General features: G+C 50.5%; 23 protein-coding genes. 5 read left to right on the top strand and 18 right to left on the bottom strand.

Translation table 11 applies throughout. The features are described from left to right. Positions 1–292: 292 nt before the first annotated feature. From CGZ75_RS20415 to CGZ75_RS20400, 4 genes are all read right to left on the bottom strand, one after another. Positions 293–1,135 (bottom strand): carbohydrate ABC transporter permease, encoded by an 843-nt coding sequence (locus CGZ75_RS20415; protein WP_245851062.1) that lies wholly within the window; start codon positions 1,133–1,135, stop codon positions 293–295. 47 nt (positions 1,136–1,182) lie between these two features. Then, on the bottom strand, positions 1,183–2,067 hold the full coding sequence (locus tag CGZ75_RS20410; RefSeq protein WP_089526126.1) for a carbohydrate ABC transporter permease: 885 nt from the start codon (positions 2,065–2,067) through the stop codon (positions 1,183–1,185). A gap of 22 nt (positions 2,068–2,089) precedes the next feature. Continuing rightward, the gene (locus CGZ75_RS20405) at positions 2,090–3,535 is read right to left on the bottom strand and encodes an ABC transporter substrate-binding protein (protein WP_245850994.1); all 1,446 of its coding nucleotides are present in this window, start codon (positions 3,533–3,535) and stop codon (positions 2,090–2,092) included. A gap of 445 nt (positions 3,536–3,980) precedes the next feature. After that, the gene (locus tag CGZ75_RS20400; RefSeq protein WP_089526125.1) at positions 3,981–4,277 is read right to left on the bottom strand and encodes a hypothetical protein; all 297 of its coding nucleotides are present in this window, start codon (positions 4,275–4,277) and stop codon (positions 3,981–3,983) included. A 124-nt stretch (positions 4,278–4,401) separates the two neighbouring features. Between CGZ75_RS20400 and CGZ75_RS20395 the strand changes: the two genes are divergently transcribed. Beyond that, positions 4,402–5,010, top strand: a complete 609-nt coding sequence (locus tag CGZ75_RS20395; RefSeq protein WP_089526124.1) for a hypothetical protein — start codon at positions 4,402–4,404, stop codon at positions 5,008–5,010. Positions 5,011–5,012: 2 nt separating this feature from the next. Here the strand turns inward: CGZ75_RS20395 and CGZ75_RS26380 are convergent, their stop codons facing one another. The 8 genes from CGZ75_RS26380 to CGZ75_RS20355 all read right to left on the bottom strand — a co-directional run bounded on the left by CGZ75_RS26380 (position 5,013) and on the right by CGZ75_RS20355 (position 9,537). Beyond that, on the bottom strand, positions 5,013–5,225 hold the full coding sequence (locus tag CGZ75_RS26380) for an FAD-dependent thymidylate synthase (RefSeq protein WP_342745708.1): 213 nt from the start codon (positions 5,223–5,225) through the stop codon (positions 5,013–5,015). Positions 5,226–5,233: 8 nt separating this feature from the next. Further along, positions 5,234–5,488, bottom strand: coding sequence for a hypothetical protein (locus CGZ75_RS26375; RefSeq protein WP_342745699.1), 255 nt, complete (start codon positions 5,486–5,488; stop codon positions 5,234–5,236). A 323-nt stretch (positions 5,489–5,811) separates the two neighbouring features. Continuing rightward, the gene (locus CGZ75_RS20380; protein ID WP_089526123.1) at positions 5,812–6,315 is read right to left on the bottom strand and encodes an NUDIX hydrolase; all 504 of its coding nucleotides are present in this window, start codon (positions 6,313–6,315) and stop codon (positions 5,812–5,814) included. A gap of 49 nt (positions 6,316–6,364) precedes the next feature. After that, the gene (locus CGZ75_RS20375) at positions 6,365–6,907 is read right to left on the bottom strand and encodes a histidine phosphatase family protein (protein ID WP_089526122.1); all 543 of its coding nucleotides are present in this window, start codon (positions 6,905–6,907) and stop codon (positions 6,365–6,367) included. Continuing rightward, entirely contained in the window at positions 6,904–7,209 is a 306-nt protein-coding gene (locus CGZ75_RS20370) for a Dabb family protein (protein ID WP_245850992.1), read from the bottom strand. Before CGZ75_RS20370 ends, CGZ75_RS20375 begins: the two co-directional genes overlap by 4 nt. 20 nt (positions 7,210–7,229) lie before the next feature. Next, a complete protein-coding gene (locus CGZ75_RS20365; RefSeq protein WP_089526120.1) occupies positions 7,230–8,063 on the bottom strand; it encodes a DUF4362 domain-containing protein in 834 nt (277 codons plus the stop codon). 65 nt (positions 8,064–8,128) lie between these two features. Then, on the bottom strand, positions 8,129–9,007 hold the full coding sequence (locus tag CGZ75_RS20360) for an aminoglycoside 6-adenylyltransferase (protein WP_089526119.1): 879 nt from the start codon (positions 9,005–9,007) through the stop codon (positions 8,129–8,131). Beyond that, entirely contained in the window at positions 9,004–9,537 is a 534-nt protein-coding gene (locus CGZ75_RS20355; protein WP_281255132.1) for a GrpB family protein, read from the bottom strand. Before CGZ75_RS20355 ends, CGZ75_RS20360 begins: the two co-directional genes overlap by 4 nt. Positions 9,538–9,726: 189 nt before the next feature. Between CGZ75_RS20355 and CGZ75_RS20350 the strand changes: the two genes are divergently transcribed. Both CGZ75_RS20350 and CGZ75_RS20345 read left to right on the top strand, forming a co-directional pair. Further along, a complete protein-coding gene (locus tag CGZ75_RS20350) occupies positions 9,727–10,794 on the top strand; it encodes an LLM class flavin-dependent oxidoreductase (protein ID WP_089526516.1) in 1,068 nt (355 codons plus the stop codon). A 414-nt stretch (positions 10,795–11,208) separates the two neighbouring features. Continuing rightward, positions 11,209–11,553 (top strand): VOC family protein, encoded by a 345-nt coding sequence (locus CGZ75_RS20345; protein WP_089526117.1) that lies wholly within the window; start codon positions 11,209–11,211, stop codon positions 11,551–11,553. Between the two features lie 140 nt (positions 11,554–11,693). On the opposite strand, the gene CGZ75_RS20340 is transcribed toward CGZ75_RS20345, so the two are convergent. After that, positions 11,694–12,260: a GNAT family N-acetyltransferase gene (locus tag CGZ75_RS20340; RefSeq protein ID WP_089526116.1), complete on the bottom strand. Its 567-nt coding sequence runs from the start codon at positions 12,258–12,260 to the stop codon at positions 11,694–11,696. A 268-nt stretch (positions 12,261–12,528) separates the two neighbouring features. Here CGZ75_RS20340 and CGZ75_RS20335 point away from each other — a divergent pair, with 268 nt between their 5' ends. Continuing rightward, a complete protein-coding gene (locus CGZ75_RS20335) occupies positions 12,529–13,620 on the top strand; it encodes a copper amine oxidase N-terminal domain-containing protein (protein WP_089526115.1) in 1,092 nt (363 codons plus the stop codon). Positions 13,621–13,738: 118 nt separating this feature from the next. On the opposite strand, the gene CGZ75_RS20330 is transcribed toward CGZ75_RS20335, so the two are convergent. The 4 genes from CGZ75_RS20330 to CGZ75_RS20315 all read right to left on the bottom strand — a co-directional run bounded on the left by CGZ75_RS20330 (position 13,739) and on the right by CGZ75_RS20315 (position 16,480). After that, positions 13,739–14,056 carry a hypothetical protein gene (locus CGZ75_RS20330; RefSeq protein ID WP_089526114.1) on the bottom strand — a complete coding sequence of 106 codons (318 nt, stop codon included), beginning with the start codon at positions 14,054–14,056 and terminating at the stop codon, positions 13,739–13,741. A gap of 49 nt (positions 14,057–14,105) precedes the next feature. After that, positions 14,106–14,567 carry an RNA-guided endonuclease TnpB family protein gene (locus CGZ75_RS20325; protein WP_281255131.1) on the bottom strand — a complete coding sequence of 154 codons (462 nt, stop codon included), beginning with the start codon at positions 14,565–14,567 and terminating at the stop codon, positions 14,106–14,108. 343 nt (positions 14,568–14,910) lie between these two features. Then, complete coding sequence (locus CGZ75_RS20320) at positions 14,911–16,023, bottom strand: NADH:flavin oxidoreductase (protein WP_089526113.1); 1,113 nt, start codon at positions 16,021–16,023, stop codon at positions 14,911–14,913. A 109-nt stretch (positions 16,024–16,132) separates the two neighbouring features. Next, positions 16,133–16,480 carry an ArsR/SmtB family transcription factor gene (locus CGZ75_RS20315; protein WP_176444940.1) on the bottom strand — a complete coding sequence of 116 codons (348 nt, stop codon included), beginning with the start codon at positions 16,478–16,480 and terminating at the stop codon, positions 16,133–16,135. Positions 16,481–16,710: 230 nt separating this feature from the next. On the opposite strand from CGZ75_RS20315, the gene CGZ75_RS20310 reads away from it, so the two are divergent. Then, positions 16,711–16,950, top strand: a complete 240-nt coding sequence (locus tag CGZ75_RS20310) for a hypothetical protein (protein ID WP_089526112.1) — start codon at positions 16,711–16,713, stop codon at positions 16,948–16,950. A gap of 80 nt (positions 16,951–17,030) precedes the next feature. Here CGZ75_RS20310 and CGZ75_RS20305 read toward each other — a convergent pair whose 3' ends face one another. Further along, positions 17,031–18,650: a gamma-glutamyltransferase family protein gene (locus CGZ75_RS20305; RefSeq protein ID WP_089526514.1), complete on the bottom strand. Its 1,620-nt coding sequence runs from the start codon at positions 18,648–18,650 to the stop codon at positions 17,031–17,033. Positions 18,651–18,658 lie beyond the last annotated feature (8 nt).

The following is an 18,658-nucleotide window of genomic DNA, read 5'->3' as shown; positions in this document are numbered from 1 at the left end:
GTCAAACTTACTTGATCAGCTCCAAACCAGCCTCGCAGCTGCAACCAAGTAGTCAAACTTACTTGATCCGCTCCAAATCTGCCTCGCAGCTGCAACCAAGTAGTCAAACTTACTTGATCAGCTCCAAATCTGCCTCGCAGCTGCAACCAAGTAGTCGAACTTACTTGATCCGCTCCAAACCAGCCTCGCAGCTGCAACCAAGTAGTCAAAGCTACTTGCTCCGTTCCTCATCAGCCTCGCAGCTGCAAGCAAGTAGCCAATCTTACTCGCTTCGCTCGAAGCCCACCACTCCTCACCCTTTTACCGCGCCGGAAATGCCCTCCATGTAATAGCGCTGAGTGAAGAGAAACACGATAATAATCGGTAGAACCGATAGAATCGTACCGGCGGCGATCCAGCCGAAATTGTACGAGAACTGACCATTCAGGTACGTCAGCGCCGAAGCGAGCGGATACTTCGCAGGGTCATTCAGCACCACGATCGGCCAAAGGAAGCTGTTCCAATAGGACATGAATTCAAGTAACGCGATAACCGCGATGCCAGGACGAACCATCGGCACCATCAGCTGCCACCAAATCCGAAACTCGGATGCGCCGTCAACTTTACCAGAGTCGCGAATATCATCGGGAATGCCCATGAACGTCTGCCGCATCAGAAAAATATTGAACACCGACACAGCCGAAGGCAGCACGATGCCGACAAAGGTATCCAGCAGATTGAACCAACTAATCGTCAGGTAGTGGACAACAAGCGCCGTCGAAGACGGAATAATCATGGTTGAGACGAGAATTGTGAAGACGAGCGAGCGGCCTTTGAAGCGCATTTTGGCCAATGGATATGCAGTCGACAGCGACAGCACGATATTCAGCACAAGCCCTAGCCCGGTAATGATTAGCGTGTTGCCGATAAACTTTGGAAAGTCGATGAAGCTCCATACTTCCACATAGTTGTCGAACTTGATGAAGGTTGGAAAAATAGCCGGAGGAAACGCAAACACATTAGTGCCCGGCATGAGCGAAACGCTCAGCAGCCAGAGAAACGGCCCCATCATGAACAGGGCGAGCAGCAGGAGCATGATATATCCAGCCGCCAAAGTCGGAATCCGTTTCAGCGTGCTTCGGCGGATGCCCGCCATGCGGACGGGCTGTCCGGACGGCTTTTTTTTCATAGAGGGATCCATCATCAGTAGGGATTCACCCCGCCTCTGCGGTTGAACCGGAACACAATAATGCTGAACGCCCCAATAATGACGCTGACGATTAGCCCAAGTGCGGACGCGTAGCCATAGTTGAGCTGTGTAATGCCCTGCTGATAAATGTAAAGACTGGAAGTCAGCGTAGCGGTTCCCGGTCCGCCGTTTGTCAGTACGAACATTTCGTCAAAGACGCGGATCGCGCCCATAAGCGAAATTAGAGTGCAGAAGAAAATATAAGGCCGCAGAAGCGGAACGGTAATATGCCGCACTCGCTGGGTCCAGGAGGCCCCATCCACAATCGCCGCCTCGTACAGATCGGACGGGATCGATTGCAAACCTGCGAGGTAAAGCATCATGTAGTAGCCAAGCCCTTTCCATAACGTGATGAACATGAGCACATACAGTGCAGTTGCACTGCTAGTCAGCCAACCGATTTTTTCGTTGGTCAAGCCAAGCTCGATCAGGATGTAGTTCACAACGCCGTTTTGGCTGAGCAGCCAGTTCCACATCAGCGCGACTGCGACCATCGAGGTCACAACAGGAATGTAATAGGCGGTTCGAAAAGCCTGAATACCTGGAATCCGGCTGTTCACAAGGATTGCCATCAGAATCGAAAACAGTTGCAGCACAGGCACAACGATAATATAGAGCACTGAATTTTTAAGTGAGGTCACGAAGCTGTCATCCTTAAAAGCCCTCGTGAAGTTGTCCAGCCCGACATACTTCGTTTCCCCAAGAACGGAGTAGTTCGTAAGTGCAAGCGGGATGCTGTACACAATGGGAAAAAGCACGAATACAGCGATAACGAGAAGGCCCGGAGCCATAAAGCTCCAGGCCGGCAGCGCGTCGGAAGCCAGCGTTCTTCTGCGCATGGAATTCACCGCCCTTGCAGGGTTATTTGGGCGCCAGAGCCTCGTTCACCTTAGCTGCGGCTGCCGCTACGCCCGCCTTGACGTCACTACCATTGAGAATGATGTTTTGCAGCTCGCGAGCGATAGCCGTATTGACGTCGCCTGCAGCAGGTATGCCCAGGTAATACTCTTGCGCCTTGTCGAGACTTTGTGCGGAAGCGATTTTAGCTTGAGACTCTAGCGTATTGTCTGATTGCGTGAAAAATGGATCTTCGATGGATTTTTTAGTGGATGGAAGCGTGTTGGAATTTTTGGAGAATGCCGTTTGGTTTTCCCCGTTCGTAATAAATGCAGCAAAGTCCGCAGCAGCCTGCTGGTCCTCGGAGCCTTTTGGCACAACGAGATTCATGGAGTTAGAATAGCGCAAATCGGCTTTGCCTGTCGGCAGTGGGACAGCGATCGTATTGTTATACACTTCAGGCGCAGCTGTTTTGATGAAGTTGATAAAAGAAGGACCCGACAGCTCGAAGGCGACCTGTTCGCTCGCATAATACTCAACCTGCTTCTGGAACTTGGCATCGTCCTTCACGATAACCCCTTCTTGGACCAGCTTTTTGAGCTGCTCTACAACGGCAATGCCGGCTTCATTATTGAATGCGGCGCTCTTGCGGGCCTCATCGAGAATCGGCACGCCTTCGCTTGGCAGCAAATTGGCACCGAATTGAGTCGCGTAGCCGGAAGCTCCCGTTTTCGCCTTCACTTGGCGGGACCATTCGTACAGTTCTTCCTTCGTTTTAGGTGGATTGGCAGGATCGAGGCCGGCTTTTTCCACCAGCTTTTTGTTCATATACAGCACATGGGTGCCCGTGTACCAAGGAAGCGCATAAGGCTTGCCATCGAATACGGTTGAGTCATAGATTCCTGCAAAATAACTGCCCTTCACCTCATCGCTGATGAGCCCACCCAGATCGGCAAGCGCACCTTTCGACGCCAGCTGGCTGGCAAATTCCGTGTTCAGGTTGACGACGTCCGGGGCGTCCTTGCCACCAGCCGTTGCAAGCAGCTTGGTCTGAATGCCTTCATAGGGAAAGTCCTTCCAATCCACCGTGACACCAGGATTGGCTGCCTCGTAATCAGCGATCAGCTTGTTGAAGAAATCATTGAATTTCGGCTGGAGGGAAATCGTCCAGAACTCCAGCTTGACCTCTTTGACAGACGGAGCCGGACTGCTTGAACCTGTGCCTGGGCTTGCTTTCGGATCGGGAGAAGCTGCGCCATTGTTGGCGTTGTTGCCATTGCCGCCGTTGCCGCAAGCTGCCGACAGAAGTAGTAGCGCTACGAGTGCGCCAGTGGAAGCGAGACGAACGGGATGTAAGGATTTCATTTGGCGGGTCGGGTAAAGACGGTTGGCAGGAAGCGTGTCGAGCTTAGAACAATCTGATGCCGGGGATGCCAGGTTCAGCCTTTTGCTGCTGGATTGTTTGACCATTACATGAACCACCCTCTCTTGATTTCTGTAACTTGTTAAACAAGTTCTGTAGAGACCTCAGGAGTGAAAAATCATGCGGCAGATACCAGTTGTGGTGAAAAGTATGGAGATTTCGTTAAGTCACCGCTAGTATAGCAAACGCTTCCAAGGTTAGGAAGCATTTTTCTCCACATATAGATTTAATTGTGGAGAAATTTTCTTTTATTGAAAATGGAGGAACCTTGAAGGCTTAGCATTTAGCCTCCCGCAAAAAAGTTGCCGAGGCAACCTACGATGAGAAGACTAGTAGAGCGATCATAAGAAAAACTCCTTTTCATGGATATGATGTTAATTATATCAAATTAAACAAGGGACAGCCCAATCAAAACTGAAACGCCCCCCAATTGCTAGATAGTTGGCATCTAACAATTGAAGGGCGTTTCTCAAAGACCCGGACTGCCTTCGATTAGAAAATGAGGCGGAGAAACAGTTGAATGAGCTGTAGCCCAACACCCCAGACTGCCGCGCTCTCCTTAATCACGCGGTTAGGCTTGGGTTTACCGTGCAGCGCGAGCCAATAGATGATGAAGCCGACCGGAATCGGAATCGAGTTAAGATAGAATATAAAACCACCGAGCAGAAAATACCCGATCAGCTTTAACAGCAGATAGGGCTCCTCCCGCTCTTTTCGGCCATACAGGGAAATAAAGAGGAAAATTACGGCAATTAACCAGATGAGTCCCGGCGCCGAACATCTATTCACTCTCCTATTTTTGGATACATGGTAAAGCATATGGGATTCCAATCGCTTCCATTCAATCAAAATGAATGAATAAAATGAATAAGAAGAAAGGATAATACTGAGAGTCCATATAGGAGGAGATTTCATGAGATTGAGAAAAAGTGCGTTGATTGTGGCAGGGTTATCGGCATTGGTTATATTCGGAGTTTTAGTAAATAAACCCGCGACCAGACTTCCTCTGCAAGAAACGAAAAGTAAATCCGACCTCTTCCAAGCTACTTCAAATAAGAGTCAAATGCCGTCCGTCATAGTGCGGGACAGAGAATCGATTGACAAGACGCTGAAGGTGCAAGAGAAAAAAGCTGTATCCCTTGAACTACAAGTGAAGGAGCAAATCCGCTTGTTAGAGGCAAACATGAACCAGAGCAGCCAATTAAACATCGCTCTCAACCTAGTTCAATCCATGCGAAATGATTTGCCACCCAATGCCACAAACGATACAGTGGTAAAACCAAACCAAGAGTTGACGAATGCGCTCATTGCTGCCGGGCTCCCTGTACAAGAACCAAAAAATAAAGCCGAGCTCGACGCACTCAACCAGCTTATAACAAGCAATATCCAAACGTCATCCAGCTCGATGCAGAACGTGAATCTTAAAATGCAAACCGCTATGAAACAGTGGAATGACGCCGTTAAATTTGTGAACGAATTGATGAAAACTAGAAAATCAATCAACGAAAGCCTAACACCATAGTTTCACTCCTTAAGCAGCTCCTCCAAGGACACAGGGAAAATCGGCTTAACCAGCTCATGAACAGCCTTTGCGTACTGTTGGATCTCGTATTGTGAATCATGGGCAAGCCTTTGGTTGATAAAATGACAAACCGACTGGAGGGATGCAGTCCAATAATAGGCTGTGTACATCCCGTAAGCGGAAGGAATAAGTAAACGCGCCTGTTCAGGGGCGATATTTTTGTTTAATGCCCACTCATAATCTCTTTCAGCCCTTGCTCGATTTGGCGGAGCAGACGCTCTGTAGCCTCAAGGCCTATCGACGCCGCAACTGGCTCTCCGCTTCCCTGCTTGGAGTTCTCTGGCTTGCTTCGCCAATCAACCGGATTCGGAACGTAGTTTTCCACATCAATCGTGATGTACCTTCGTGAAGCTTCGTTCCAAGCATCCATCGTGTGGTCGCTTCCAACGACATACTTCCAATGTTGCCTCGCTACCATAAGAGGAGCGTACACCTCGAATTGAACCGTAGCATGACGGAAGGGCGACATATGGACTATATCTCTACCCTATACCAACCGGCTTCTCCGAAGAAGTCCGACCGAGTCAACCCGCTCTCACCTAACAAGATCCGATAATTCGTTATCGTTCCATCATGAGCAATTACAAAAACTCTATTTGTACTTAATGTTTTAATTCAGTTGATCATTCGCAATCCTAATGATTCAAATGCTGATTCAGTTAGCGCATTAATTCCCGCGTTCCGAATGATCGTTTAATATCTTTTCCAACGGATAGTTTAGATCACATTTCACCACATAGGCTATAACCCGTCAACATTAATCATATTAGATATACAGACTGCAGAATAATTAGTTAGCTTATTGTTCGATAATACACATTTATGTTCATAACAATCCTCATCATTCAATATTAACGGTAGGAAGTGAGGAATCATCTCTCCTACGCCTAAGTTACCATCCGATAATATCCAATCTATGAACTTCCAGTCGAGGATACCTTCGTCTACTCTTAGAGGCGTTTCATATTCATAGTCCTGAGGAATATCTGCTAAAAATACATACATTCCACCTGAGTAGGCTTCATCCACATCCCAAGTAACAAGTCCTTTAAACTTAGCGTCTTTCAGTTCAATTCCCGTTTCTTCATAAATTTCCCGCAAAACACATTCAAACGGAGTCTCTTTAGCTTCGATCTTGCCTCCAACACCGTTCCATAATCCCTTCGTGGGAGCAGCTTCTCTATTCAGCATTAGTAATCTATTATTTTGTCTGATTAAACACAATGTATATTTGTATTCGAACATTTCACCACTACTTTCTAAAGAGCGTTAATTAATATTCTAATCCACCATACTATTGCCTCCAGACATTCCTGATCGTAGTCATATCTCGATTGATCGAAAGTTCAAAAACATCTGGATTCCGCATTTCGCTCCACTCCTTGAAACCGAAATCCGCCCGGTAGTACCGGATGATCTGCGAAAGCAAATTGCCATGCGACACAACGGCTCCAACATGCTCAATGCTTTTTTCCAGGTCGGATATAGCTTTAATGCCCCTGCGTTGCGCCTCAGATGAGCTTTCTCCGCCATCAAACTTCAGGTCCGGGTCATGGAATGTAGCCTTGAGCTTGTCCAGCCAATCCGGGAGATGATTCGAGCTGAGAACTCTCTCTGACAGTCGCGCATCAAGCTGCACGGGCATTCCCCCTGCGTCGGCAAATGGTTTAATCGTATGTACAGCACGTCGAAAAGGACTACAAACGATCTTTTCGATTTTTTTCCCCGTTAGGAAGCGGGATAACTCTTCTGCCTGAAGAAAACCCTCGGGAGACAACTCGGCTTCCGGTTCCTGACCGAGGGCTTGGACGTGCCGGATGAGATAAATAGTCTTCATGGAGCGATTGGATAATCGACCACAACGACCTTTTCCACCAATCCTTCGAGACTGGCGACGAACGCCTGATGGGCCCGATGTGGGCCGTAAGCGCGCAGCGCCTCCCGATCCGTGAAAGTTACGCGTAATCCAAGCGTGTAGCCATGGATGTTACCCGTTTCCTCTGTTTCATTAAAACCCGCCGTCAGTTCAACGATGCCCGGCACCTGTTCTTTTAAGCCATGCAGCAGAGCCAGCAGTTCCTGCTGTTTTTGAGGCTCCAACGGTCCGTTAAAGCGGAACGATACGAGATGCTCCATCATGTTCATTTTCCTCCTCTAGACTACTCTTTCACTCTTAGTACAAACGATGTTTCCCCTTCGGAATCGTCGCAGCCTCCAAGCATGTACTCAACTTCTTCGCCGGTGTTCTTCTTCAGCAGGGCATTACAGGTCAAGCTGATTTTCCCACCTGAGCCGAACGAGTCGTAGGTTGAATCTTGACTATAACGGATGGAGCCGTTGCGATAAAATAAATTCTCAAATATAGGGTCGCCCTCTTTCGTATAGGAGGTCAACTGCACAGCAGCATTCTCTCCACGGCTTACTGCATCTGCAAATTCGAGCCACGCTTCCGTCTCGAGAATTTCGTCGTTTACCTTCATGACATCGCCGTTACGCATGGCTTGCTCACGGGAATAAATCATTCGCATCACCATGCTGCTCAAATGCTTTGTCGCTTCGAGCGACAGGCTGTAACGTTCATGTGTGTTGGTGGTCAGCATCATCATACCTTGAAGTTTCTTCTGCTTCTCCGAATCGTACCTCAGAGGCAGCCAAAGATAGTACGATTGGCCCTCACCTTTATCGTTTTGAATGATGATTTCAAAGTCTGGCTCCGTTACATCAGCGATGCCTGGCAGCAATTCAGCGCTTTCAAAAGCCAATCTGAACGCCTCTACTTTCTCCGGCTCCCGTAATACGCCAAATGGAATAGAAGCTCCCCGACCAAAATCAAACGACCGGTTAATAATGACTCCGGCTTCGGCGATGCTGCCCGGTTTATCTTCTTTTGGCTCTGTTGTCGGTGGTTCGTTTGAGCAGCCGCTCATCAGCAGCGCCGCGAGCAGGAGCATGACAGATGATTTCCGTAAGGTCATGAGAATCGTATTTAACATAAAAACACTTCACCCTTTCTGCCCAAACAGACGGCATACCAGGGCGAAAGGTTCCAGCTATCCTACTATCCCTCTCCCAATCGCTCTTCCTGCTCCGCGTCCTGGAAAACGCGATCCAAATACCGCCGCACCCGAAGCTCCTCCTCCGCATTGTAGTGACAATCGAGTTTTTCGGCCACCGTTTGTGCGGTTGTGCTGAACAGATCCGCCATTGCCCGAAGAGCCAGTTGAATCGACCGCGGTTCCGCCGCCGGATAAGTCGAGAGCAGAGCTTGCCAGCTTTCCTGCGGTAAATAACGGTCCAAATATTTGCCGTTTTTGCCTGTACTAACCGAGAAATCCGTCCTATAACCAGCCTGCCAGTTCAGCATCCCCATAAGCATTTCCCTGACGGGACCGTTCAGATGATCCAGCGCGTACAACAGCTCGCCTCTCCACAACCCTTTGGCCACATATGGGGACACCCACCAGAATTCATTGCAACAATCTGCAAAAAGCTTCGCATCCGGCTGTTTCACCCGGTAATCCTCGTCCGTAGGCTCGGGCAGCGGCGGCAGCATATCATCCTTGTCCAGCAGCACCTTCGTGAGCTTGTCCTCTCTCACATAATCCATCGCCTGCTCGACCGGTATGAGCCGCAAGTCGATGCGGTTCTCATCCTCGAATAACATGAGATAAGGGAATTGGCGATTGTTGTCCGGCGGTATTAGATGCATTCGTTCCGGCATTTGCAGAATGACCCGTTCCCCGAAACGGTCGATCCAGCCGTCATCCTCCAGAAAGGATGAGAGCTCCCGCACCAAATAAACGATATCATAATCCTGGAACCGATCCGGTGGCACATTAAAATTAACACGGGAACCGTTTAGGCAGACCGCACGAATTCGTTCGTCTTGCCGTGCCGTCTCCAAGATCAGCTCCATCATTTCAGCTTCATTTCTCATGACAGCATCCCTCCATCCTTGTTGTTTCTTTCCGTCGCTGCCCAAGCCTCCGCCTCTTGCACAAGCTCATTTACGAAGGGCTGTTTGCCCTCTTGATAAAGCTTCCTGTCATCCGGCCAGCGCCGCATAAGCTCAAGCTTCAGCTCGCCATAAGCGCATGCTCGCTCAGGATGCGCCGACAGATAGTGCTTGAAATGCAGATGGAGATCGATTTCCCTCGCCCCCTCCTTAAAAACATGCAGATGATGCGATCTAACCTCACCGCCTTTGCTGTAAAAGCGCCGGCCCGGGATGCCATTTTCCCCCTTCGCTTCATACCCAAATTCCGCAAGTGCGGCATCATGCCGCTCGACTGCCTCCAGCTCACGCACGACCGCTAATAGATCAATAATCGGCTTGGCGTAACCGATTGCAGGCACGGAGGTACTGCCAATATGATGAATGGCGATGATATCTGCTCCGAGAAGTATGCTCAGTTGCGCCTCTTCCTGGCGGTACCGCTGAGCCCAGTCCGGTGTCCAAGGCTGAATATATGGACTTTTTATGTTGGTTCCTCCTTCGAGAAGATAATAATTTAAGCTTCATTAAACTGGTCTTCGATGCGCGTCCTAAAAAAGCCTGCAACGGTTATCGTCTCTCAAAAATTTTACTTACTATAGTTGAGGAACGAAACATTTTATAGTACAATAAGGGCACTGAGGATGAAGAGCGAAATGGAGATGAAACGTATGGCACAAACAATGGAAATCGGCATTAGTACTTTTCTGGAGGCAACGGCAAGTCCGGTAGCCGGCAAGTCTAAAAATCACGCCGAGCGGTTACGCGAGGCAGTTGAAGAAATCGTCCTGGCAGACCAGGTCGGACTGGACGTGTACGGCATCGGTGAGCATCATCGGCCGGATTATGCGGGTTCTGCTCCGGCTGTTATTTTAGCAGCGGCAGCTGCGCAAACGAAAAACATTCGCCTCACGAGCTCGGTAACTGTGCTCTCCTCGGATGATCCTGTGCGTGTGTATCAGCAGTTCGCAACGCTGGATGGCCTCTCGAACGGGCGCGCGGAAATCATGGCGGGACGGGGCTCGTTTACCGAATCATTCCCTCTGTTCGGCTATAGCCTGGAAGATTATGAGCAATTGTTCGACGAGAAGTTGGAGCTGTTGCTTGCGATCCGCAATTCGGAAAAGGTAAACTGGCGCGGCGGCCATCGCCCGGCCATCACCAATACGGGTATTTACCCGCGCTCCGTGCAAGAGCCGCTTCCCGTTTGGATCGCTACCGGCGGCAACACGCAGTCGACGATCCGCGCCGGCCTGATGGGATTGCCGGTGGCCTACGCTATTATCGGCGGTATGCCGGAGAGCTTCGCTCCACTGGTGGAGCTGTACAAAAAAGCTGCGGCCCAAGCTGGTCACGACGTATCCAAGCTGCAAATCGCCACGCATTCGCATGGGTTTGTCGCGGATACGAAAGGGGCCGCAGGCGACTTGTTGTTTGATCCGTATCAGGCGCAGATGACCAAGATTGGGCGTGAGCGCGGCTGGAACTCTGCGTTTACCCGTCAGAACTTCGATGCAGCCTGCGATCCAAGAGGGGCTCTGTATGTCGGAGATCCAGAATATGTCGCTGAGAAAATATTACTGTTGCATCGCAATCTCGGCGTGACGCGCTTCTTCCATCATGTCGATGTCAGCGCCATTCCTCACCGTGAAGTGCTGCGCTCGATCGAGCTGCTCGGCACAAAGGTCGCGCCGATCGTGCGGCGCGAGCTGGCTAAGCAAAACGGATAAGGTTTTGGCTTATCCGTTAATCGGTTTTGTTGCCGCCCAAGGGGCGGCATCCGTAAAGCCAAGCAACCTCGTAACTGAGGTTGCTTGGCTTTTTATTATTCGCTGCAGCTCGACGGCTGAGCGCCTGCTCTCCTCCAATCGTCAGCTCTTCCCTATTCAGATGGCTTTGCCTTGCGCATAATTTGCTGGAAAATGCCGTTGCAGCGGATAAACGAAGACGGGAGGAAGCTGAACTTGGCTCAGTCTCCTCCCGTTCTGCCTATTTTGTATATGTTTTAGGAGCCATTGAGATGGTTCCAATTAAATAATCCGCAACATTATAGCATGGCTAAGTATAAGACCATAATTGAATACACTTCACACTATACCTAAGATCTATATTATTTACTCATAACATGAGAGGAGTTGTTTTTTTTGACAGAGCATGGTCTTATCAAGAATCGTATCGTCGATATTTATATTTCTTGCGAGGATGATGCTCGGGCTCGGGATTGGTACTCCAACATTTTAGGCTTATCTAATTTGGAAATGGAGAATGGTGTGAGACTTTTACTGATGAATTGGGGCGAGAATCATAAACCAATCAGTGATGGGGCCTTATTTAGTCTTCAATCTCCTAACATCAAAGAAGCGCACAAAGCACTGAAAGCTCGTGGCGCCAAGGTGGATGAAGTCGCCCAATATGGCGCGCAATCTTTTGGTTTTCATGTCACTGACTCTGAGGGCAATTTAATTCTAATCATTGATCAAGCCAGCTAATGCCTCGTTGTATAATACCGCCACTGTAAGTTTTGGTTCAGACAGAGCTTTCATATAGAGCATGTAATAGGCCATTTCCAGGACGATGACACCGGCAACATGAGTCATCGCCAGAAGCGGCTTTTTTAAGTGGATACAGCTCAGCCCTTCTCTATACTCATGGCCAGCTCAATAACTGCAATGGCCTCCTCCCCATGCTCCCATTCACCCTTCACTTTGACCGCCTCGGTGAAACCACAGCCAATCCAGAATCGCAGTCCCGGCCAGTTTTTGAGATCAACTGCCACTCGCACCTTCTCGAAACCGAGCTCAGAAGCCGCTTGTACAATACCTGCAACGATCTCCTTGCCATATCCAAGTCCGCGATAATTCGGATCAATACCGAACAACCCAATATACAAATCCTGTTCTCCGGGATAACCGTGGTACATTTCGATTAATGCTGCTATGTCCTGCTCCTCGCCACTTTCCTTCCGTTCAGCAAGCTGCATCAATACGCGTCCCACCTCTCCATTCGGAGGCAATTCCGGCTTTCCCGCCATCGCATCGCTGATGTAAGTCGGATTGAACGTTCCTTCATTCCATCCGGTTGAGGGCATCACTTTTTCATAAAAATCCTGTACTTGTCCCGCTTCCGCTGCTTGTATCCTGCGGATTCGGAACCGTTTCGTTTCCCAATCTGTCGGCAATAGGTTCAATGAATGCATGATTTATCCCCCCTCTAATTTAATAAATATCTAATTTGATTATAATCTAATTAATTCTGCAAAGAAAGTCTATCCTGTCATTTTTTACTTTCATTGTCCGTATTTCTTGAGTCGCATTGTAATTATCATCAAAAAGGGAATTATAGTATTTGTCTCGATAAATTGTATCCAATAATAGGCAACATTCGGACGCAGCGATGCGTTTGGGTACATAGAAACGGATAACCACCGAGAATTATGAAATACGATAAACAGGAGTGAACTAACCATGAAAAACCGAGCCAATAAAATTCCTGCTTTACTGTCCGCTGCTACTCTGTCCGTTGCCGCTTTGACTCTCGCTACATCTTCCGCTTTTGCGCTCAGCCCTGGTTCAACGGCGGTCCCGATCTCAGCTCCGCTGCCTGGAAATTCCGGGAACAATCAGGATCAACAGCAACCTATGCTGAACTACAACAGCGTCACCGGCGCAGTAAAAGAGATTAACGAAAGCCAGTCGCTGAAGGGAGCCAAGATCGTTTCCTTGCAAAATGATGCCGGCGAAATTATCGCCAACGTCACCGTAACGAGCAATACTTATGTCGCAAGTCCTGACCAGTTGAAAGTCGGCGCGAAGCTGACGGCGTTCTACGACGCCAAGAAACCGATGATCGCAATCTATCCACCGCAATTCGAGGCTGTAGTTGTCGTGCCCGCAGAAGAAGCCGTAACCTGGAAGGTCGATCGCTTCACGGTTGATCCGGATCGTAAACTCGGTCTCGTAAGCAACGACAAATCCCTGATTATCCTTCCATCCGACCAGACGAAAATTATTCTTGAAGATGGAACTCCTTTTGCAGGCAGCTTGGAAGGCAGGACTCTCGCGGTTAAATACAGCATCGCTACGTTCAGCATTCCGCCACAAACGACGCCGGAGCAAATCGTTGTGCTGTCCGAGCCCGTCCAACCTCCGGTCGGAGTGATGCCGGAAAATGAACATCCGAAACCAGTATCGTCGGTTGATGTAGCGGGACACAGCATCGTCGTTGAAGGAAAAACGATCAAAACCCCTGCTGCATATACGGATAAAAAGGGAACTGTGATGGTACCGCTTCGTGCCATTGTGGAAGCTTTGAATCAAAAGCTGACCTGGGAAGCCGCTACAAAATCAACGCGTATCGGAATTTCCACTTCGCTGCAGATCGGCAAAGACTACTATGTATACAATAAGATGGCTCCGATTAAACTCGGAACCTCCCCAGCTCTGGTGGAAGGCGCCACTTACGTCCCACTTTCCTTCTTCACAGATGTGCTGCGCATGAACAATGCCTACGCATTCGAAGGCCAGATTGTCATCGACAATGGGGAGAAAATGGGATAACAAAGCCGTACCGTGAATATTTGCAAGGCTAAATTTTCAGGTGAAAATTAGGCCCCCTCTCGAAGCTTCCACTTCGGGAGGGGGCCTTCTTTAGTGGGGCAACCCCAGATTACCCCATTTAATGTGTGTACGTATAATGCGGCGAGTCGTACTGCGGTCCGCCTTTTTCATAGGTGAACCAGATTTCTAGCGACTGGCCCGTAGTTAGATTCGGGATCTTGTACGTCCAACTCGCACCGCTTTTCGTCATTCGAAAGTTCTGCTGCTCCGCTCCATTCACCAGGTAGTGAAGATCCACGTATTGTGCCGCCGTCGTTGGTGTGAACGTAATCGTCTCGGATGTACCGTTTTTTGTCACTGTTGCGGTGTAATCCGCCGTTGTATAGGTCAACGTACCGCCGCCAGCCGCTGCAAAGCTAAGCCAATTAATATTCAACTACACACCACCTTCGCTACGCTTAGAGGTGGGTGCTTGTAAGTAGTCCTTAGATAGCGACTCCTACGTTCGGCACGCTGACGAGTGCCCTGCTCCGAATATTCAGAGCAGCAACATTGTCGGCTGGAGCAGCGTACTCGCAAGCCTGACAATGGAACCAATCTCTCGTTTTGCGGTTCTCTTTGGCAATGTGCCCACACTGTGGACATTCTCGGCTTGTGTTGCGTGGATCAACGAGAACGACAGGCACTCCTGCAATCCATGCTTTGTATTCGATATACGAGCGAAGCTGTGCAAATGCCCAAGCATGCTGGTTTCGACGCTGAGCCTTACGAACCGTTATCCGTTCACGAATGCCTGTTAAGTCTTCTAATGCAAGCAGCGAACGGTGCCTGTTGGCTTTCTCTACCATATGCTTGGATATGCAGTGATTCACGTCCCTGGAGAAACGGGCTTCTTTGCGTCTGCGGCGGGCAAGAAGACGTTTAGCGGACTTCGTTCCTTTTGTTATGTTTTTTCATTCTTTTCCTCCTTAATCGGGGATGTCCGGATGCAGATTCCGGGAAATCGCAGCAGCTTCATTCACCAAAGAAACCGCTTTCATTTTATTTGGTAATCACTCTCCTTTCGGTCGTTCCTCCGATGACTTGACTTACAGATGCTTCCTTTTCAGCTTATCAAAGCCGGTACGGCACCGGATAGGCACTGGATTTCAGGTACATTCCCATTTTTTCATATTGGCTGTTTCACCTAGCCGCACAGCAAAAAAACCGCCATGAGGGGGATCACTAGTGATTCCCTCATGGCGGCGATCATTCTGTTCAGCTACAGCTGCCCGATTGCCTTGTTCAGTCTTAGCTCAAGCTACCCAGTGATTCTCTGGTGAATGGCTGCAGATCTTCCGTGCGGGCTTCGCGAATTTTCTCCGCCCAGGCAGCATCTGTCAGCAGCGCGCGGCCGACAGCCACAAGGTCGAACTCGCCTTTTTCGAGACGCTCGGTTAACTGTTCAAGGCTCGCGTTCTGGCCGCCTCTGCCTTCCGTGAACAGGCTCGTGAATTCAGAATCCAAGCCCACGGAGCCAACCGTAATTGCCGGCTTACCGGTAATTTTTTGCGTCCATCCGGCCAGGTTAAGCGACGAACCCTCGAACTCTGGCTCCCAGAAGCGACGAGTCGAGCTGTGGAATATGTCTACCCCTGCAGCGCTGAGCGGTGCAAGGAACAACTCCAGCTCTTCCGGCGTCTGAGCCAGCTTAGCGGTATAATCTTCTGGCTTCCACTGGGAGAAGCGGAATACGATCGGGAAGTCGGGGCCAACGGCTTGGCGTACCGCTTCAATAACTTCTACCGCAAAACGCGTTCTACCCACCAAGTCGCCGCCATATTCATCTTCGCGTTTGTTCGTTTTATCCCAGAAGAACTGGTCGATGAGATAACCATGCGCGCCGTGGATTTCCACACCGTCGAAGCCAATACGCTTCGCGTCGGCTGCCGCTTGAGCGTAGCCGTTGATCAAACCGCGAATTTCTTCCACGCTGAGCGGCTCCGATACCTTTTCTCCCGCCCCCGACAGTCCCGAAGGACCTACCGGCTGAACGTCCGATTCCGGGAATTTTTCCTTGGAGCGGGACATGCCGACATGCCAGATCTGAGGAATGATTTTGCCGCCAGCCTCATGCACCTCACGAACGACGTGGGCCCAACCCTCAAGCGCCTCCTCACCATAAAAATGCGGCACATCCCGATCCGCTGCTGCAGCCGGATGATTAATAACCGTACCTTCTGTAATGATAAGTCCGACCCCGTGCTCCGCACGACGACGATAATATTGGGCCACATTCGCTCCTGGAACTCCGCCCGGCGAGAAGCTGCGGGTCATCGGAGCCATTACGATGCGGTTAGCTAACTTAAGCTTGCCGCCTTCAAAGGGGCGGAATAGCGGTTCAACCGTATGATCAGTAGACATGAAATCTCCTCCTAAAAACTTATCTAATGTAAGTTGCACCAAACTTGAATCTGCAATTAGTTAATCTATATTTATGAATATATAGATTAATAAAGACAAAAGCAAGCTCCTATTTTTCAGATGCCTGCAAGTCCGATGCAATTGACTTCAAAAATGCTTGTATGGCGGCCTCATTGCGACGATAGTAGGTCCATTGGCCGAAACGCCGCGACTCCAACAAACCAGCCTTTTGCATCGAGGCCAGGTAAGAGGAAATGACCGACTGAGTCAGTCCTGACTTCTCCTGAATGTTGCCGACGCATACACTGCCTGGAAAATCCTCGCGAAGCTTAGACGGCTCCAAATTAAACTGTTCCTCGGGGTTGCGCAGCCAACAAAGAATATTCATCCTTGTCTCATTGGACAGAGCCTTTAAAATCGCCATGCGCTCCTCATTCGACAGATCTTGATTGCTCATCGTTCAACCTCATTCCTCCGTACTGGTTATACCAGTATACCAAAAGTCCCATCCATGAGAAAAATGATAACGAGATTATAATTCCTTCAGTATTGCCTTACCCCAACGGTCAGCATGCTAAGATCGAACGAGCGGATTTTTTTACAGATTCGTCCAGCGTGGCTTGCCCGCCGTGTCCGCTCCGGCCTTGCAGCCTAGTTTTGATACTCACCCCGGGAGGTCTTTTTAGGATGAGAAACATTAATGAGCTTGAACATACAGCAAGATTGCATACCGTTATCGAGGTCGTCAAAGAGGTGCTCGGTGACAGTGTGCTCACGGATGAATTCATCTTGAGCCTAAAAGAACTGAGCTTCGATGAGCTTGGCCAATTCGTCTTGCGTCTTGTTACGACACGCACGCTCGACGGAGCGTGGAATCCGCTTCCGCCAAGCGAAGCAACGCCACAGCAGCAGCTCGGATTCGCCTGAAGCCGCTCTGTCCTGACATTCTACACCATTCAAAAAAACCGGAGCTGGGAAACCAGCTCCGGTTTTTTTAATTCAATTATTTACCAGCCCGCAACAATGCCGTCCGTTCGGAAATCCGTTCCGCCGCAAAGCACGCCCGTCGCCGGATCACGTAAAATGATCTGCCCCCGGCCGAATGAGCCGGAGCTGTTCTCCCGCGTAATCCGATGGCCCATCCGCTCCAACGCCTGCGCGGTCGCCAATGGGAAATGAGGCTCAACCGATACCGACAGATCGCGATGCCACTGCCAGCGGGGAGCATCCAGCGCCGCTTGGGGATGGAGAGCGAAGTCGACCAAATTCATAACTGCCTGCACATGGCCCTGCGGCTGCATATAACCGCCCATTACCCCGAATGGACCTACCGGCTGGCCGCCGCCCCGCGTGAGGAAGCCGGGAATGATGGTGTGGTACGTTTTTTTGCCCGGTTCCAGTACGTTGGCATGTTGCGGATCCAAGGAGAAGTCCGCTCCCCGATTCTGCAGTGCAATACCCGTGCCCGGTACGACGATTCCGGAGCCGAAGCCCATGTAATTGCTCTGGATAAACGATACCATATTGCCTTCTCCATCGGCCGTCGCCAAGTACACCGTACCGCTACCTCCAGGCTGGCCTGGCTCGGGCAAACGTGCCTTCTCCCCAATCAGCGCGCGCCGCTGTTCCGTATAGGCTGCGGAGAGCAGCTCCTCGACGGACACGTTCATACGCCGTGGGTCTGTAATATAACGCAAGCCGTCGGAAAAGGCGAGCTTCATTGCTTCGATCTGACGATGCGCCGTCTCGGCGTTCAGCAGCTCATCCCGTCGAAATTCAAAGCCGTCCAGAATGGTCAGCGCCTGCAGCGCGACCAGCCCCTGTCCGCTCGGTGGAATTTCCCATACCTCGTAATCCCGATAGCGTGTATGAATCGGCTCAACCCATTCCGGTTCGAACATAGCCATATCCGCCGCGCTCAAGTATCCACCAAGCTCTCTCATGCAAGTCGCAATACGCTCTGCCAGCTCGCCCTGGTAAAAGCTCTTGCCGCCGCTCCGTCCGATCGAGCGCAACGTCCGGGCATGATCCGGCGACGACCACAGCTCTCCCGCACGCGGTGCGCGGCCCGAAGGGGCGAATGTTGTCACCCATGCCTCGATCTCGGTCGATCTGAGCTGAGACGTATAGTGATTGTATGCCCGTTCCCAATTAAGCGCCGCAGTCGGTGATACCGGGTAACCCCGCTCGGCATAATTCGCCGCTGGTTCAAGCAGCTCATCCAGCTCCAACTTCCCGAAGCGCGAGCTTAGCTCCGCCCATGCCGCAGGCGCGCCCGGTACGGTGACAGGAATGGCCCCGAGGCGCGGCATGCTTTCATGTCCCCGCTCCTGCAACGCTTGAACGGAAACACTGCTCGGAGCAGGGCCATTGCTGCTCAGTCCGTACAGTTGGCCTCCGGTCCAGACAAGGGCAAAAGCGTCGCCCCCAATGCCATTGGAGCAAGGCTCCACGACAGTGAGCGCAGCGGCGGTTGCCACAGCGGCATCGATGGCGTTGCCGCCACGGCGCAAAATGTCCAGCCCAGCCTGTGCGGCTAGCGGCTGAGAGGTGGCCACCATGCCGCTCCGGGCATAAGACGGCATTCGATAGGATGGATAAGGATGATAGAGCGCATCAAAAGACATGGACATCG

The organism is Paenibacillus herberti (assembly GCF_002233675.1).
In the GTDB taxonomy this organism is placed as follows: Bacteria; Bacillota; Bacilli; order Paenibacillales; family Paenibacillaceae; genus Paenibacillus_O; species Paenibacillus_O herberti.
This window is presented reverse-complemented; position numbering and strand designations above follow the sequence as displayed.